The organism is Streptomyces tibetensis, from assembly GCF_040647715.1.
GTDB classification, from domain to species: domain Bacteria; phylum Actinomycetota; class Actinomycetes; order Streptomycetales; family Streptomycetaceae; genus Streptomyces; species Streptomyces tibetensis_A.
Window position 1 is genome coordinate 115,846 of the sequence record NZ_JBEZCR010000005.1, and the last position, 15,412, is coordinate 131,257.

At 71.8% G+C, this 15,412-nt stretch carries 11 protein-coding genes; 3 read left to right on the forward strand and 8 right to left on the reverse strand.

Annotation, left to right across the window (positions count from 1 at the left end; all coding sequences use genetic code 11):
• Positions 1 to 23: 23 nt before the first annotated feature.
• Both AB0B29_RS15040 and AB0B29_RS15045 read right to left on the reverse strand, forming a co-directional pair.
• Positions 24 to 1,436, reverse strand: a complete 1,413-nt coding sequence (locus AB0B29_RS15040) for an RICIN domain-containing protein (RefSeq protein ID WP_362238984.1) — start codon at positions 1,434 to 1,436, stop codon at positions 24 to 26.
• A 1-nt stretch (position 1,437) separates the two neighbouring features.
• Positions 1,438 to 2,553 (reverse strand): glycoside hydrolase family 43 protein, encoded by a 1,116-nt coding sequence (locus tag AB0B29_RS15045; RefSeq protein WP_362238987.1) that lies wholly within the window; start codon positions 2,551 to 2,553, stop codon positions 1,438 to 1,440.
• Between the two features lie 170 nt (positions 2,554 to 2,723).
• On the opposite strand from AB0B29_RS15045, the gene AB0B29_RS15050 reads away from it, so the two are divergent.
• The gene (locus tag AB0B29_RS15050) at positions 2,724 to 2,885 is read left to right on the forward strand and encodes a hypothetical protein (protein WP_362238990.1); all 162 of its coding nucleotides are present in this window, start codon (positions 2,724 to 2,726) and stop codon (positions 2,883 to 2,885) included.
• 188 nt (positions 2,886 to 3,073) lie between these two features.
• On the opposite strand, the gene AB0B29_RS15055 is transcribed toward AB0B29_RS15050, so the two are convergent.
• Positions 3,074 to 4,465, reverse strand: a complete 1,392-nt coding sequence (locus tag AB0B29_RS15055; protein WP_362238993.1) for an amino acid permease — start codon at positions 4,463 to 4,465, stop codon at positions 3,074 to 3,076.
• A gap of 130 nt (positions 4,466 to 4,595) precedes the next feature.
• Here AB0B29_RS15055 and mmuM point away from each other — a divergent pair, with 130 nt between their 5' ends.
• Both mmuM and AB0B29_RS15065 read left to right on the forward strand, forming a co-directional pair.
• Complete coding sequence (mmuM, locus tag AB0B29_RS15060) at positions 4,596 to 5,507, forward strand: homocysteine S-methyltransferase (RefSeq protein WP_362238995.1); 912 nt, start codon at positions 4,596 to 4,598, stop codon at positions 5,505 to 5,507.
• A gap of 437 nt (positions 5,508 to 5,944) precedes the next feature.
• Complete coding sequence (locus AB0B29_RS15065; RefSeq protein ID WP_362238997.1) at positions 5,945 to 7,018, forward strand: LacI family DNA-binding transcriptional regulator; 1,074 nt, start codon at positions 5,945 to 5,947, stop codon at positions 7,016 to 7,018.
• Between the two features lie 22 nt (positions 7,019 to 7,040).
• Here AB0B29_RS15065 and AB0B29_RS15070 read toward each other — a convergent pair whose 3' ends face one another.
• The 5 genes from AB0B29_RS15070 to AB0B29_RS15090 form a co-directional block, all read right to left on the reverse strand.
• Positions 7,041 to 7,892 (reverse strand): ABC transporter permease, encoded by an 852-nt coding sequence (locus AB0B29_RS15070; protein WP_362239000.1) that lies wholly within the window; start codon positions 7,890 to 7,892, stop codon positions 7,041 to 7,043.
• On the reverse strand, positions 7,889 to 8,860 hold the full coding sequence (locus tag AB0B29_RS15075) for an ABC transporter ATP-binding protein (protein WP_362239003.1): 972 nt from the start codon (positions 8,858 to 8,860) through the stop codon (positions 7,889 to 7,891). Before AB0B29_RS15075 ends, AB0B29_RS15070 begins: the two co-directional genes overlap by 4 nt.
• Before the next feature lie 172 nt (positions 8,861 to 9,032).
• Complete coding sequence (locus AB0B29_RS15080; protein WP_362239006.1) at positions 9,033 to 10,649, reverse strand: carboxylesterase/lipase family protein; 1,617 nt, start codon at positions 10,647 to 10,649, stop codon at positions 9,033 to 9,035.
• A gap of 102 nt (positions 10,650 to 10,751) precedes the next feature.
• Positions 10,752 to 12,008: an alginate lyase family protein gene (locus tag AB0B29_RS15085; protein WP_362239009.1), complete on the reverse strand. Its 1,257-nt coding sequence runs from the start codon at positions 12,006 to 12,008 to the stop codon at positions 10,752 to 10,754.
• A 24-nt stretch (positions 12,009 to 12,032) separates the two neighbouring features.
• On the reverse strand, positions 12,033 to 15,371 hold the full coding sequence (locus AB0B29_RS15090; protein ID WP_362239957.1) for an alginate lyase family protein: 3,339 nt from the start codon (positions 15,369 to 15,371) through the stop codon (positions 12,033 to 12,035).
• Positions 15,372 to 15,412: the final 41 nt, after the last annotated feature.

Genomic DNA, 15,412 nt, shown 5'->3' on the forward strand with positions numbered 1-15,412 from the left:
CACCCTCGCCGTGTGGGCGGTTGTCATGTCCCCCGTGTCCACTGCTGGTTGGTGCCGCCGTTGCACGTGTACGTGATGAGCGCGGCACCGTTGGCGGTGGACGCCCCGTTCACGTCCAGGCACTCGCCACTCGCGCGGGACCTGACGTTCACGTACGAGCCGGTGGTGGTCAGCGACCACTGCTGGCTCGTAGCGGAGGATGTGCAGTCCTCCTGCGTGACCGTGCTCGCGTTCTCCTGCACGCACAGGCTGCTGTTCCTGACCATCAGCTGGTAGTAACCGCTTCCGACGGACTTGAACCAGTACTTCTGGTTCGCGCCTCCGTTGCAGTCGTACTGCTTGATCTGGGCACCCGCCCACAGCGACTGGCTCGTCACGTCCGCGCACCTGGAGGAGTGGCGGGCGATGAGCGTGTTGTACGTGGCGCCGGTGCCGGTGACGGTTCCGGCGGCCGTGTCGATCGTGACCTCCGGCGACCAGGACATCGACATCGTGGTCGAGTTGGAGAAGGTCAGCGGCAGCCACACGTACCGCGAGTCGTTGACGGTGCCGCCGAAGGAGTTGCCCCAGCGGTCGCCCAGGTAGAGGTACGAGGTGCCCGAGGTGCCCTGCACGGGCAGCACGAAGGCGGTCTGCGAGCCGTACGCCGTCGAGTCGCCGATGTTCTTCATGGCCGACCAGGGGCCGGCGATGCTGGTGGCCGTGGCGTACTGCTGCTGGTTGGGGTTCCAGCCCGTCGCGCCGGAGGTCAGCATGAAGTACACCCCGTTGCGCTTGAACAGCGCAGGTGCCTCGCGGTGGCCACCTGGCCAGGGGTTGGCGACCAGGCTCGCGACGCCGGTGTAGTCGGCGGTGAGGCGGTAGATCTGCAGGTCGTAGTTCTCGCGGGCGGCCGAGATCATGTATCCGGCGCCGTCGGTGTCGGTGAAGACCGTGATGTCACGGGACATGTGCTGGCCGAGCGGGCGGAAACTGCCCTTCCAGGTGTAGTCGCCGTCGACGGTGTCGGAGACGGCGACGGCCGCGCGGGCCTCGCTGTAGTCGGTGCCGTTCTCCTTGTGCATCCACATCACGAACGTGCCGGTGGCCGCGTTGTACATGACCTTCGGCCGCTCGATGTTGGCGGTCGCGAGCTCGGGGGCGCTCGCCTCGGTCAGGACGTGGTTGCGGAACTCCCAGTTCTTCAGGTCGGTCGAGCGGTAGGCGTCGACGTACCGGAAGGTGTTGTCGGCGTTGCGGTGCTCGCCGAACCAGTAGTAGTAGCTGCCGACCTTGAGGACTCCGCCGCCGTGCGCGTGGACGGGGCCGCCCGAGGTGTCGGTGAACTGGGTGCCGTTGGTGACGGTCTGGGGCGCGGCCTGGGCTGGGCCGGCGGTGGCGAGGGCGCCGAAGAGCCCCAGACACAGGGCGAGCAGGGCGGTGCAGGCACGTCTCATGTCAGTCACCTGCCGTCGCGGTGTCGGCGACCGGTATGCCGAAGTCGGGGGTGCCGTCGGGCTTCCAGCCGAGTCTCTGGACGCGGGTGTGGCGGTTGGGATCGTTCAGCGGGTCGCCGTTGATCTCCTTGTACTGCCGGGCGTGGTAGACGAGGACGTCGGTGCGGCCGTCCTCGGCGACCGTGAAGCAGTTGTGGCCCGGGCCGTACTGCTTGGTCGTGTCGTTGCTGGTGAAGACCGGGGTCGGCGACTTGGACCAGCTCATGGGGTCCAGGAGGTGGCTGTCGGCGTCGGCGGTCAGCAGACCCATGCAGTAGTTGAAGTCGGTGGCGCTGGCCGAGTACGTCATGAAGAGGCGGCCGTTGCGCTTGAGGACGTACGGGCCCTCGTTGACCTTGAAGCCGATGCACTCCCAGTCGTACTCCGGGGTGGAGAGCCGCACCTGGGGGCCCGTCAGGGTCCAGGGGTTCGCCATCTCCGAGAGGAAGATGCCGGTGTTGTTGTCCAGGCCGGACTCGTGCTGGGCCCAGGCGAGGTAGCGCTTGCCCCGGTGGGTGAAGGTGGTGGCGTCCAGGGAGAAGGTTTCCCACGCCGTCTTGATCTGGCCCTTCTCCACCCAGGTGCCCTGGAAGGGGTTGGGGTGGGCGTTCTCCAGCACCCAGATGCGGATCGCCCAGACGTCCTCGGCGGGTGCGGAGGCGAAGTAGATGTACCACTTGCCGCCGATGCGGTGCAGTTCGGGCGCCCAGATGTGGGCGCCCATGGGGCCGGTGGTGTGCGCGCGCCAGATGACGGACTCGTCCGCCGTGCCGAGACCGCCGAGGGTGCGGGAGCGGCGCAGGATGATGCGGTCGTACTCGGGCGCGGTGGCGGTGAAGTAGTAGAAGCCGTCCGTGTGCCGGTGGATGTGCGGGTCGGCCCGGTTGCGGACCAGCGGGTTCACGAAGGGGGCCGGCTTCGGGCGCCTTCCGGGTTTTTCGGCAGCGGTTTCTGCCGGGGGTGCCGCCTGGGCCACGCCGGGGAGGGCGGGGACGGTGGCAAAGGCGCCGGCGGCTGCGGCGCCCTTCAGCAGCAGTCTGCGGCTGGGGGCTTCGGGCAGAACAGGGTCGCGGCTCATGCGGCCTGCCTCTCATGGGGTGGGGGGAAACCACCACGCCGTCCGATATCTCGAACGCCATCTGTCATTACGAACGCCGAAAAGGTAAGGGTGCGCCACGAGGAGGTCAACGGGTCTGACGGGGCGAGTCGTTCACCGATTCTGCACGAGTCGGGCCCGTCCCCCATGGTGTGCGCAGCCGCTCCCCCATCACAGCAGCGGCCACGGGCGTCCCGACGCCGGTCCTCTCCCTGCTCACCGCTCCCCCGGCGGAGGCCGCGCCCCCGGGCGGCGCGGCCTCCGCCGGGGACATCGGTTTCGGCTGGTGGCCCTACGCCCTGGGCTCCCCCTGATCATCAGCCTCGCGATACGGTGTTCGCCGTGCGGACCATCCGCCGGGGCGGCCCCGTTCGGTCGGCCTGAGCTCCGGCCTCACAGCTCCGACTCCCCCACGCCACGACCTCCACCTCGTCCCCCACAGCCACCGTGCCCGGCAGGGGTGCCGCGTGCTTCGCGCCGAAGGCGATGCCGCCCTGGGGGGCTATGCCTGCACCTCGGCCCTGTCCTTGCGTCCCCGCAGCCACACGTACACCGGGATGCCCGCGAAGAGGAACAGCACGCCCTGGTAGACGGCCGCGTACCCGGCGCCGGCGATCAGCCAGAACGAAAAGCCGAAGGAGAGGACCGCGACGGTCAAATCCCGGGCGAGGCCGGCGGGGCGGACGCGATTGCGGGTGCCGCGGGCCAGCCAGTACAGCTGGGCCGCCGCCGACAGCAGGTACGGCACGCAACCGGTGAAGGTGGTGATCAGGACCAGGACGCGGAACGTGGTGTCCGGTCCCGCCGTGTAGTTGAGGGCGATGAGGAGGCTGCCGAGGACCGCGCAGGCCCACACCCCGAAGCCGGGGACGCCGCCCTTGCCGAGGCGGGCGAAGGGCGCGGGGAAGAGGCCGTCGCGGGCGGCGGCGTACGGCATCTGCGCGGCCATGAGGATCCAGCCGTTGAGGCAACCGGTGATCGAGGCGACGGCGACCAGCGCGATGGCGGTGCCGCCCCAGGAGCTGCCGGTGAGGGCGTTGACGGCGTCGGCGAAGGGGGCGCCGGAGTCGACGAGCCGGTCGTGCGGGACCAGACCGAAGACGGCGATGGTGCCGAGGACGTAGACGAGGGCGGAGGCCAGGGTGCCGAGGACGCTCGCCCGGCCGACGGTGCGCTCGGGGTCACGAACTTCGCCCGCGCTGACGGCGGCCGACTCGACGCCGAGGAAGCTGTACAGCAGCAGCGCGGCGGAGGCGGCCAGCGCGCCGGAGACGCTCTGGCCGGAGGCGTTGAACGGGCCGAAGTTGTCCGCGTCGACGAAGAACAGGCCGATCGTGGCCAGCAGGAGCAGCGGTACGAATTTCAGGACCGTGGAGACGACCTGCACCGCGCCGACCCAGCGTGTGCCCGCGAAGTTCGCCGCGGCCGGCAGCCAGAGGGCGGCCATCGCGACGAGGGCCTGGAGGGCGTGGTTGCCGTGCAGGGGTATGAGGACCTCGACGTAGCCGACGACCGCGACGGCCAGGGCGGCGATGCTGACCCAGCACATCGTCCAGTACGACCAGGCCGACAGGAACCCGGCGAACTCGCCGAAGGCATCCCGGGGGTAGACGTACAGGCCGCCGGTGACGGGGCTGCGGCGCGCCAGCTTGCCGAAGAGCAGCGCGAGCAGGACGGCTCCCACCGAGAGCACGAGGAAAGCGAGCAGGCTGATCGTGCCGTACGGGGCGACGGTGGCGGGCAGAGCGAAGATGCCGCCGCCGATGATGTTGCCCATGACGAGGGCCGTGGCGGCGGCGAGGCCGAAGGTGCGGCGGGGAGCGGGCGCCGCGGCGGTTCCGGTCGCGGCCCGGTCGGCGGGCTCTGCGGCCTCGCTGGGGCTGGGGACGGTCATGAGAGTTCCTGTACAAGCGGAGGAGGAGGGTCCTGATCGTAAGCCGCGATCCCACATGTTGGTCGACCTGTTCATCAGATGGACACACTCGGCTGGGGTCCGCTGCGGAACGTCGACTACCGTCGTCGGCATGACCAGCACTCCCTCCCTCGCAGAAGCCCTCGCCGCCGGGACGGTCGTCCTCGACGGAGGCATGTCCAACCAGCTCGAATCGGCCGGGCACGACCTGAGCGACGAGCTGTGGTCCGCCCGGCTGCTCGCCGAACAGCCGGAGGCGGTGACCGAGGCGCACCTCGCCTACTTCCGCGCGGGGGCGGACGTGGCGATCACGGCCAGCTACCAGGCCACGTTCGAGGGCTTCGCCAAGCGCGGGATCGGTCACGACCGGGCAGCCGAACTCATGACGCTGAGCGTGGAGTCGGCCCGGGAGGCGGCCCGGCGGGCGCGGGTCTCCCGGCCCCTGTGGGTGGCGGCCTCGGCCGGTCCCTACGGGGCGATGCTCGCGGACGGCTCGGAGTACCGGGGGCGCTACGGGCTGAGCGTGGACGAGCTGGAGCGTTTCCACCGGCCGCGCCTGGAGGTGCTGGCCGCGGCCCGGCCCGACGTCCTCGCCCTGGAAACGGTCCCGGACGCCGACGAGGCCACGGCCCTGCTGCGGGCGGTGCGCGGGCTCGGGGTGCCGGCCTGGCTGACGTACTCCGTCGCCGGTGACCGCACCCGTGCCGGGCAGCCGCTGGAGGAGGCCTTCGCCCCGGCCGCCGAGGCGGACGAGGTGATCGCGGTCGGGGTGAACTGCTGCGCGCCGCAGGACGTGGAGGCGGCGGTGGCGACGGCGGCGCGGGTCACCGGCAAGCCGGTCGTCGTCTACCCCAACAGCGGCGAGACGTGGGACGCCGGGGTGCGTGCCTGGACCGGCCGCTCCAGCTTCACCGCCGGCCAGGTGAAGGGCTGGCAGCAGGCGGGAGCCCGGATGATCGGCGGCTGCTGCCGGGTGGGGCCGGACGCCATCGCGGGCATCGCCGAGACCCTGAGGACGGCGTAGCGCCCGACGACCCGGGCGAGGCGCCCCCACCCCGGCGAAGCACCCACCGCCCCGGACCAATGCCCCGCTGTCCCGCAGAACCGGCCCGGCGCTTCGGCACAGTGCCCCGCTGTCCCGGTGAGGCTCACCCCGGCGAACTGCGCCCCGTCCGGGCGAGGCACCCCGCTGCCCCGGCGCACCGCCCCCGCCGCCCCAGTGAAACGCCTCCGCTTCCCCACGCAGCACCCCGCCGCCCCGGTGAAACGCCCACGCTGTCCCCACACAGCACCCCGCCGGCCCCGGCCAAACGCCCCGCTGCCCGGCCGGTGTTCGCACGGCCCTCCTCCCCCCTCGCTCCGCGCTGCTAGCCTCCGTCGTGGGAACCGGTTGCTACCGGCGTTGCCGCAGTTCCCAGGGGGATGGGCGCTGACCGGCGCCCGGGAGAGGCGAGGCGGGGCATGACGAGGAAGAGCGGGGACGCGAGCCGTAGCACCATCCGGGACGTGGCGGCGCGCGCGGGGGTCTCCGCGTCGACGGTGTCCCGGGTGCTGGGCGGGGTGTATCCGGTGAGCGCGGCGACGCGCGGGAGCGTGATGCGGGCGGTCCGAGAACTGGACTACGTGGCCGACGCCCGGGCGAAGGCGATCGCCGGCGCCGGAACGCCCACTCTCGCCTTCGTGCTGGAGGACATCACCGGCCCGTCGTTCGCGTACATGGCCCACGGCGTGGAGCGCGAGGCGACCCGGCTCGGCCATCTCTGCCTGGTGTGCAGCACGGAGGGCGACGTCCGGCACGAGCTGGAGTTCGTCGAGATGATGCGCGCCCAGCGGGCCGCCGCCGTGATCCTGGTCGGCGGAACGGCCGACACCCCCGCGTACCGCGAACGCACCCGCCGCATGGCCGACTCCCTCGCCTCGGCCGGTTCCCGCCTGGTCCTGTGCGGCCGGCCGCCGCTGGACCCGGGCGCCCCGGTGACGGTCATCGAGTACGACAACGAGGGCGGTGCCCACACCCTGGTCGCCCACGTGCTCGCGAGGGGCCACCGCCGGGTGCTGTTCCTCGGCGGCCGGGCGGACCACACGACGGCCCTGGGCCGGGAACGCGGCTACCTCGCGGCCCACCGGGCCCGGGGCCTCGACCCCGACCCGGCCCTCGTCCTGCACGGCGACTTCACGCGGGACGCCGGCCACCGTCTGATGCGGCAGGCCCTGGCGGACGGGCTGGAGTTCAGCGCGGTGGTGGCGGCCACGGACATGGTCGCGGCGGGTGCCCTCACCGCACTGCACGAAGCGGGTCTGAAGGTGCCGGACGACGTCTCGCTCGCCGGTTACGACGACATTCCGTTCGCCCGCGATCTGCACCCGGCCCTGACGACGGTCCACGTCCCCTACGAGGAACTGGGCCGTCTCGCCGTCCGGACGGCCCTGGAGCACACCCCGGGCGCCCCGGACGAACATCTGCTGCTGGGCACGCACGTGGTGGTACGGGACTCGGTGGGGCCTGGTCCTGGTCCAGGTCCTGTGACGGCATAGGTTCCGGCGTCCACGGACCTGTCTAACCGACCCGCTGCATCGCCTTCCGGTGCCGTTCCGCCATCGCGGCCCCCGACTCGCGGCGGGCCATCCTGCGCAGGACGGACGGTGCGAGGAGCAGCCCGGCGACGGTCCAGGCACACAGCACTCCCGCGGTCTCCAGGTGCCGCCAGGACGCGCCGACCTCGGCGGCGACAGCGCCGGCCGGCAGCAGCGCCGAGCGGAGACCGAGACCGAGCCAGTAGAAGGGGAAGACCTGACCCACGGTCTGCAGCCACCCGGGCAGCTCCGACAGCGGGAAGTAGATCCCGGAGATCACCACGAGCCCCATCACCGGAAGCATCAGCAAGCCGACGGTGCGCGGGCTGTTGACCAGTGAGCCGACGACGGCGCCCATCGGCAGGGTGGCCAGGAGACCCAGCGGCACCACCCACACCAGCGTCAGCAACGCTCCGCCGCCCTGCCGGGCCACTCCGTCCACCAGGAACACGCCCACGGCGAAGGGGAGCGCCATGGAGGCGAGTGCCGTACCGGACACCATGACGATCTTGCCGACCAGGTGGCCAACCATGCCGTGGGGCACGGCCTTGGCCCGCAGCAAAGTGCCGTCCTCGCGCTCGGTCGTGAGCAACTGCGCCGTGGTCATCAGCCCGGTGAAGGCGAGCGTCATCCCCAGCACGCTCGGCAGCATGAACGCGCCGTTGGAGATGCCGGCGCCCTTCAGCGGTTCGTCCCTGCCCAAGTACAGCGGCACGACGAGCAGAACGGTCCACAGCGCGTAGCCGAACACGTCCTGGCCGGTGGTGAAGGTCTGCCGAAGTTCCGTCCAGCCGCGCCGTACTCCCACCAGCGCCGCGTGCCACACCGCACTCACGGCGATCCCTCCCCGAAGGCCGGTACGGCCCGCTCGTCGGGACCGTGGCCCGACTCGAACTCCCGCACCATCGCCAGGTAGGTGTCCTCCAGGCTCGCCCGGCGCACCTCCAACCCGCCGATCGCCTCGCCGTGCTCCTCGAACAGCCGGCGGACGAACCGGGTGGGCTCGGCCGTGGCCTCCTCGAACGACTGCCCGTCCCGCGTCCAGCGCACCGTGGCCTCGGCCGACGCCTGCCGTGACAGCTCCTGCGCCGAGCCGTCGGCCACGATCCGGCCACCGGCCAGAATGAGGATCCGGTCGGCGAGCTTCTCCGCCTCGGCGAGGTCGTGCGTGGTCAGCACAACGGTGGTGTTCTCGTCCGCGAGGCCGCGTACCAGGCCGTGGAACTCGTTCCTCGCCTCCGGGTCCAGGCCCGCCGTCGGCTCGTCCAGGAACAGCACCTCGGGCCTGCCCACGATGCCGACGGCCACGTCGAAACGCCGCCGTTGCCCGCCGGACAGCGTCCCGACCCGCTGGTCCGCCTGCCCGGTCAGCCCCACTGCGGCGAGGAGCTCGTCGACGTCCCAGGGGCGCGGCACGGAAGCGGTCGCGTACGGCACGTAGTAGGAGCCGAGATGGGCCAGCAGCTCCCGCACCCGCCACTTGCCGTGGTCGCGCCAGGACTGCAGCACGATGCCCAGGCGCGCACGCCACCGTTCGTCCCCGGCGGCCGGATCGGTGCCGAGGACGGTCACGTCCCCGGCCGAGCGCATCCGGAAGCCTTCCAGGATTTCGATGGTGGTCGTCTTGCCCGCGCCGTTCGGGCCGAGCAGCAGGACGACTTCGCCTCGCCGGGCCGTGAAGCGGACACCCTTCAACACGTCCTGGCTGCGGTAGCGCATCCGCAGATCCCGTACGTCGATGACCGTGTCGCTCTCCCGCGGTGGGCTGCTCCCCACCTTGAACAAGGCGTGATCGGTCGTCATCGGTTCCCCCGTCCGTCTCGTGGTCCGTGCTGCGGGCAGGGCCGGAGGCCGTGCAGACCCGACGTCCGTGGTCATGGGACGTGGGCTGCGGCTGCGTTGCCCTCCTGGCAGCGGCCGTTCGGGCCCTCCCGGGCGAACACATTACCGAACGACCCGCCCTGCGGCGGCGCCGTCAGTGACGGCGGAGAGCGCCCGAGCGCCGCAGGCGCCGTACGGCTGACCGCAGTTCCACGACGCGACCGTGCGGGTCGTCGACGAGGACCGAGGCCGGTGGGGGGTCGGCGGGCCTGAGGGCGTCGGCCTTCCAGAGGGCGATTTCACGGTCACGGGGGCCGCGGGCCGTGTAGGCCAGGCCGTTCCGGGCGTCCGGTGCCCGGTCACCGAAGACGCGCACCGGGTGGGTCGCGTCCCAGCGCTCCCAGCCGGGGTCGCCGTCGGTGGCGAAGCGGACCCACGCCCCGTGCATCGCGTCGGCCAGTTCCTGCGGGGCGCCCTCCCCGGCGAGTTTCCGCGACTCGGGGACGTCTCCGGTGTCGAAGACGAAGCCCAGCTCCAGCGCGTGGCAGGCGCCGAGGCCGGGCAGGTTCGAGGGCCAGGCGAACTCGTAGACGTACGACGGTTCCGTGCGGGCGTCGGCCAAGTGGTGCAGGGGTATGCGGAGCAGATGGTCGGTGACGAGCTGGCCGACGGTCTCCGCCGTGCCGGCCTCGGGGTGCAGGGTGCGGTAGCCGCGCGGCACCTCGCTGCCGCAGTGGCAGCGGGCCATGGCACCCGCGAGGGCGACGGCCCCGAGGCGGTCGACGCGGTCCAGGAGCCCGCCCGGCACCAGCCACAGCCGGTATTCGTCCCGGGTCCAGCCCAGCAGCAGCTCGACCCCGGGGGCCGCCCCGCCGTCCGTGAGGGCCTGGAGGGGGTCGCGCGGGACGACGTCGCCGTCGACGACGAGACCGAAGGCGGGTCCGCCGACCACCGGGCTGCTCAGCCTGCCCACCTCGGCCTGGGTGCGCAGCAGCAGATCCCGGTCGACGGCGGCGAAGGCCTCGGCGGTGGCGGGGATCTTCAGCCGGGAGGCCATGCGGCGGACCATCCGCCGGACCCTGGCCCGCTCGGACGCCTCGGGCGGCCCGCTCTGCAGGACGGCCCGCCGCACCAACCCCTGGGTCTGCGGGGCGGCGATGAGGGCGCCGATGCTGATCGCCCCGGCGGACTGGCCGAAGAGGGTGATGCGGCCGGGGTCGCCGCCGAAGGCTTCGATGGCCTCGTGCACCCAGGTCAGGGCGGCGATCTGGTCGCGCAGGCCGGGGTTCGGGGGTGTGTCGGGGAACAGTCCGTAGCCCTCGACACCCAGCCGGTAGTTGATGGAGACACAGACCACGCCGTCGCGGGCGAAGGCATGCCCGTCGTAGACGGGTACGGCGGAAGAACCCCTGGTCAGGGCGCCGCCGTGCACCCAGACGAGGACGGGGAGGCGGGCTTTCGGATCGGGCTGCGGGGTCCAGACGTTGAGGTTGAGGCAGTCGTCGCCGGGCACGACCGGGTCCGACAGGTAGTGGGCGAAGGCGTCGGAGTACGGCGGTTTCGGCGGGGTGGGGCCGAAGGCACCGGCGTCACGGACACCGTCCCAGGGCGGCAGCGGCACGGGCGGGCGGAAGCGGCGGGGGCCGAAGGGAGGGGCCGCGTACGGGACGCCGCGGAAGACCGCGACCCCGCGCTCGTACCGGCCTCGCAGGGCGCCGAAGGGCGTGCTCACCACGGGGTCCGTCTGCGGGGCCGCCTGGTCTGTCGTCATACGTCCACCAGCTTCCTCACCGCGCTCGTGCACCGTGAAGATCAGAGCACCTCATTGTGGCCCGGTATTCCGGTGCACGAGTGGGTGGGAGGACTGTTCGGGTTACTTGGCGTACATCAGCGTGCCGAAGCCGAGCTGGTCGAATCCGCCGCTGGTGGTGCCGTAGTCACCTCCCCCGCCCTCGGGGGCGACGGAGAAGCACATCTGGGCGATGTACTTGTCGTCGAGGAGCAGGCGCCGCCCGTAGTGGTAGTGGAGCATCGCCCAGACCGGGCGGGCCTGGCCGCGGGAGACCGTGCTGATCACCGTATGTGACTGCTGGGAGCAGTTCTGACCGGTGCCCCAGGTGTAGGTGGTGAACGGCACGTCCATGTCGAGGTTGTACTTGGCGACGTACTGGGCGGCCTTCATGAAGCGGCGGCCGTCGTAGGAGTAGAGGTCGTCGCCCTGGTTCCAGGCCATCTCGCAGAGCGCGCCCATCTGGCCCATGCCCATCATGGTGTGGCCCTGGTCGCGGCCCGACTCCTGCCACTGGCCGAGGTCGTAGCCCTCGACGTTTGCGTACAGGAACGGAACGGCGTGCTGGACGGAACCGTTTCCGGCGCCGGACTTGAAGTAGGAAACAGCCTGGTCGTACATGGCGGCGTTGTCGGTGAGGATCCCGATGGCCATGATCGAGGCCATGTTGCACAGGTCCCAGTTGGCCCAGTAGTTGGTGATGCAGGCGTCGTTGTGGCCGGTCAGGAACTGGTTGTTGAGCGGGTAGAAGACCCTGACCAGCATCTCCTGGGCGGCGGCGAGGTCGAACGCCGGGTAGTCCCGCATGAGTTCACAGGCGTTCGCGAACTGCCAGCCGTAGATGCCGGCGGCGAGGAACCGGTCGGCGTTGCCGGTGACCGTGGTCAGGGTGTGTGACCAGGCGTTGAGGATGGCGGCGGCGCACCGGGCGTTGGCCTCGGTGCCGCCGACCTTCCAGCGCAGGGCGTTCTGGTAGGCGGCCGCGATGTCGTTGTAGAGCTGCGGGTAGTTCTCTCCGGTGCCGCCGCGGATGATCGTCGCCGTGGCCCGGTGCGTCCAGGTGGACTGGGAGTGGGAGTTGGCGGTCAGCTTGTTCCAGCCGGAGAGCCAGGGGTCGTCGCCCGCGGCGACTCTGACTTTGGCGCGGTTGATGTCGCCGGCGTTGTGGAGCATGCCGGGGTGGGCGAAGGCGGCCGGTGCGGCGCCGGCCGTGGTGGCTGTGGCCGTGGCCGTGGCGCCGAGGGCGAGGGCCGCGGTGAGGCCGCCTGCGGTCCTGAGCAGACCGCGGCGGCTCACCCGGCCGCCCTCGTGATGGTGGGTGTGGGGGGACGTGCGGCTCATGTGGGCTCTCCGATCCGTGGGGTACTACATGGGGGTGATGCTCACCTCGTCGAACTGGGTGGTGCTGCGGGCCAGGGGGTCGCGGGAGCAGACCACGAGGCCCACGTGATAGGGGGCGTCACCGAAGCCGGGGATGTCTCCGTCGGCGAGGGGGGTGAAGGTGGCGCCGTCGTCGGTCGAGGCGGATGCGGTGAAGTGCGTCCCGGTGCGCTTCAGCCGCAGCAGGCAAGGGGCGGTGACCGCCGCGTTGCCCGTGAAGGCGGACTTTCCCGCGACGGTCGGGCGCAGCATCAGCTGGGCGCTCGTTCCGCCGGTGACGATCGCCCCGGCCGCCAGGTCGAACGGCGACAGGGACTTGGCCATGAGCAGGCCGACCCGGTCGCCGGTGGCTCCGGCGCGGGAGACCAGGCGGACGGTGACCTCGCAGTCACCGCTGACGGGCCGTCGTACGAACTGGCCCGTCATGCCCTGGTTGTTGACGGTGAGGTCGGTTCCGGCGCCCCGCACCACGAAGGTGCCGGCCTCGTACGAGGTGCTGCCGGGGGTCTGGACGGCGACCACGCCGAGGGTGCCGTGGTCGCGGTCGTCGAGGATGACGTCGCCCAGGTCGCCATGGGTCCAGGGCGCGGGCGGCGGGCTGCCGACCGTGAGGGTGAGCGTGCCGGTGGCCTCTCCGGCGGCGTTGCCGGCGGTGGTGGTGAGGGTGAACTCGCCGGTCCGGGTGGGGGTTCCGGAGATCAGGCCGGTGCGGCGGTCGAGGCGCAGACCGTCGGGCAGTCCCTTCACGGTGAAGCGGGTCGGCTCGTGCGTGGCGCGCAGGAGGTGCTGGAAGGGGGCGCCCTGGTTGGTGAACGCCGCGGTGGGTGAGGTGAGCCGGGGCGTGGCGGGTGTCGGCATGGTCGCCTTGGCCGGAGCCGACAGCGGGCCGTGTCCGGCGCGGTTCGTCTTCGCCACCGCGTAGTGGTACGTCGTGCCGGGTGTGCCGGTCGCGTCGGCGTAGCGGATGCGGGTGCCGAAGCCGACGGGGCCGAGGTCGCTCGCGACAGTCTTGAACGGGCCCTTCGCGGAGGTGGAGCGCAGCACCGTGTAGCGGGCCGAGAGGTCCGGGTCGGTCCAGGCCAGCTCGACCGCGTCGGCGCCCGGTGCGGCCCGCAGGTCGCCCGCTGCCCGGGTGGGGCGTGGCACGGACCAGACCTCGCCGCCCGTGCGGGAGGTGACGCCGACGTTGTCGAAGGCGCCGGTGCCGGTCTCGGCGTAGTCCTCGTCGACGCCCAGGCAGGAGGTGAGGGTGAGACCGACGTAGGCCGTCCTGCCCAACTGGACGTCGCTGGTGCCGACTTCGGTCCAGTGCACACCGTCCGGGGAGATGGCTCCGGTGCAGCGACCGCCGCGGCGCGTCACCCGGACCCAGTAGGGCATGCGCAGCCGGTAGCCGTCGCCGGCGCCCTCGACGTACGGGGCCTCGAGCGGGGTCGCCGACTCGGGGAGGTCACCGAGGGAGGAGATCGGGAACGCGGCGCCGGTCGTGACGGCCGGCTGCTGTGAGGGGGGCACGGGGGTGCTTCCCGTGCCTTTGACCACTCCCCCGGCTTTCGCCCGTACGCTCCACACACCGCTCCAGGTGTGCAGCGGCAGGCCCTGGATCAGCATGGCCGCGTGGGCGGCGTCCGCGTCCAGGGCGGCCCGCACGGTGACGCCGATCTTCGAGTACTGGGAGCTGAGTGGCCATACGATCCGGGCCGTGACCATACCGTCGCCGCGCAGCGGCAGGTACGCCAGGCGGTGGGTGTCGGCGGTGCCGGACGCCTCCAAAACGAACCGCTCCCCGTCGAAGACGGCCGAGCCGGGGATCCGGACATCTCCCACGTCACGGGTCCGCCAGGGGCCGGGGAGCCCGGGGACCGCTGCCGCCCAGGCCGAACGGTCGCTCGTTCCCTGGGCGTTGGCCGCGACAACCCTGTAGTAGGAGGTGCGTCCCCGGTGGGTCCGGCGGTCGGTGTACGTCGGGCCGGTGATCCCGGTGGCGAGCTTCTCGTACGGCCCGTCGGCGGCGGCCGCGCGCAGGACGGTGTACGACTCGGCCCACGCCGACGGCAGCCAGGCCAGCGTGACGGACCCCTCGCCGCCGACCGCCGTCACACCGGCCGGAGCCGTGGGCGCGGACGGAGGCGGGGCCTTCGTGCCGGCGAAGGTGAGGGTGCCCCAGCCGGGCAGGTCGTCGTTGCTGCCCTCGACGACGCGGGCACCACCGCCGCCGCGGAAGACGGCCGCCTTCGTGAAGGGCGTGTCGAGGCCGCGGACGCCCGCGTAGTGCGCGTACGCCATCTCGTGGATCGGGGGCAGGGTGCCGCGTCCCGTCGACGAGACGGACGTCTTGATGTACTTGCCCGTGCGGTCCAGGTCGGGGACGAAGGGCACGTCGCCGCCGAGGTTGTAGCGGGCGGCGTACTCGACGTTTTCCAGCAGCCGGTTTCCGTCGAAGGCGTACAGGTCGACGCCCTGGTTCCAGGCGACCTGCGCGACGTCCGCGAGCAGGCCGACGGCGAGTTGCTCGTGGCCCTGGTCGCGCCCGGACTCCTGGCCCTGTCCGGCGTCCGTGACGATGCGGTGCGGGACGCTGCCGTTGCCCGCCCCGGCGGCGGCGAACCGGAGCGCGTCCTCGAAGAGGGTGGGCTCCTCGCAGAAGACGCCGATGGCCAGGATCGACTGGATGGACGTGAGGTCCCAGTTGCCGTTGGCGTACAGCATGTAACCGGAGACGGCGGGATACCAGACGCGCAGGAACGATTCTTTGCAGCGCGCGACGTCGTCCTTCGCCCAGCCGTCGTAACCGGTGTACTGGAGCAACTCGGCCGCGTTGACGAACTTGAAGGCCTGGAGTCCGGCGCCGAGTGGCCCGTCCGCTCCGGTGACGGCGGTGAGGGAGGCCGACCAGGCGTTGAGGATGTCCCGGGACTTGTCGGCGTAGGCGCGTTCGCCGGTGATGCACCACATCAGTGCGGTCTGGTAGGCGGCGGCCGAGTCGGCGACGGCCTGGTTCTGGAAGTTGGTGGGGCCACGGCCCCAGGTGGTGATCTGCCCGGTGTTCTGGACGGCGTACGTCGACTTCGAGCGTGCGTGGGCGGCGAGGGCGAGGTAACCGTCGTACACCGGGGTTTCCTTGGCGGCGACGGCGGCCTTCATCCGGGCCAGGTCGTCGGCGCTGTGCAGCAGGCCGGGGTGGGTGAAGGTGCGTGGTGCGGTGCCGTCCCGGCCCGCGGCCCGGGCGGTACCGGGGGCGAGCAGTCCGCTCGCGCCCGACGCCAGCAGCAGGGCGGCGGCACCACCCAGGAAGCCGCGGCGGCTCGGTGCGGTGGGTTGCATGGCGCTGTGGCTCACGGGGCGCGTGTGCGTGGGGTCGGTGC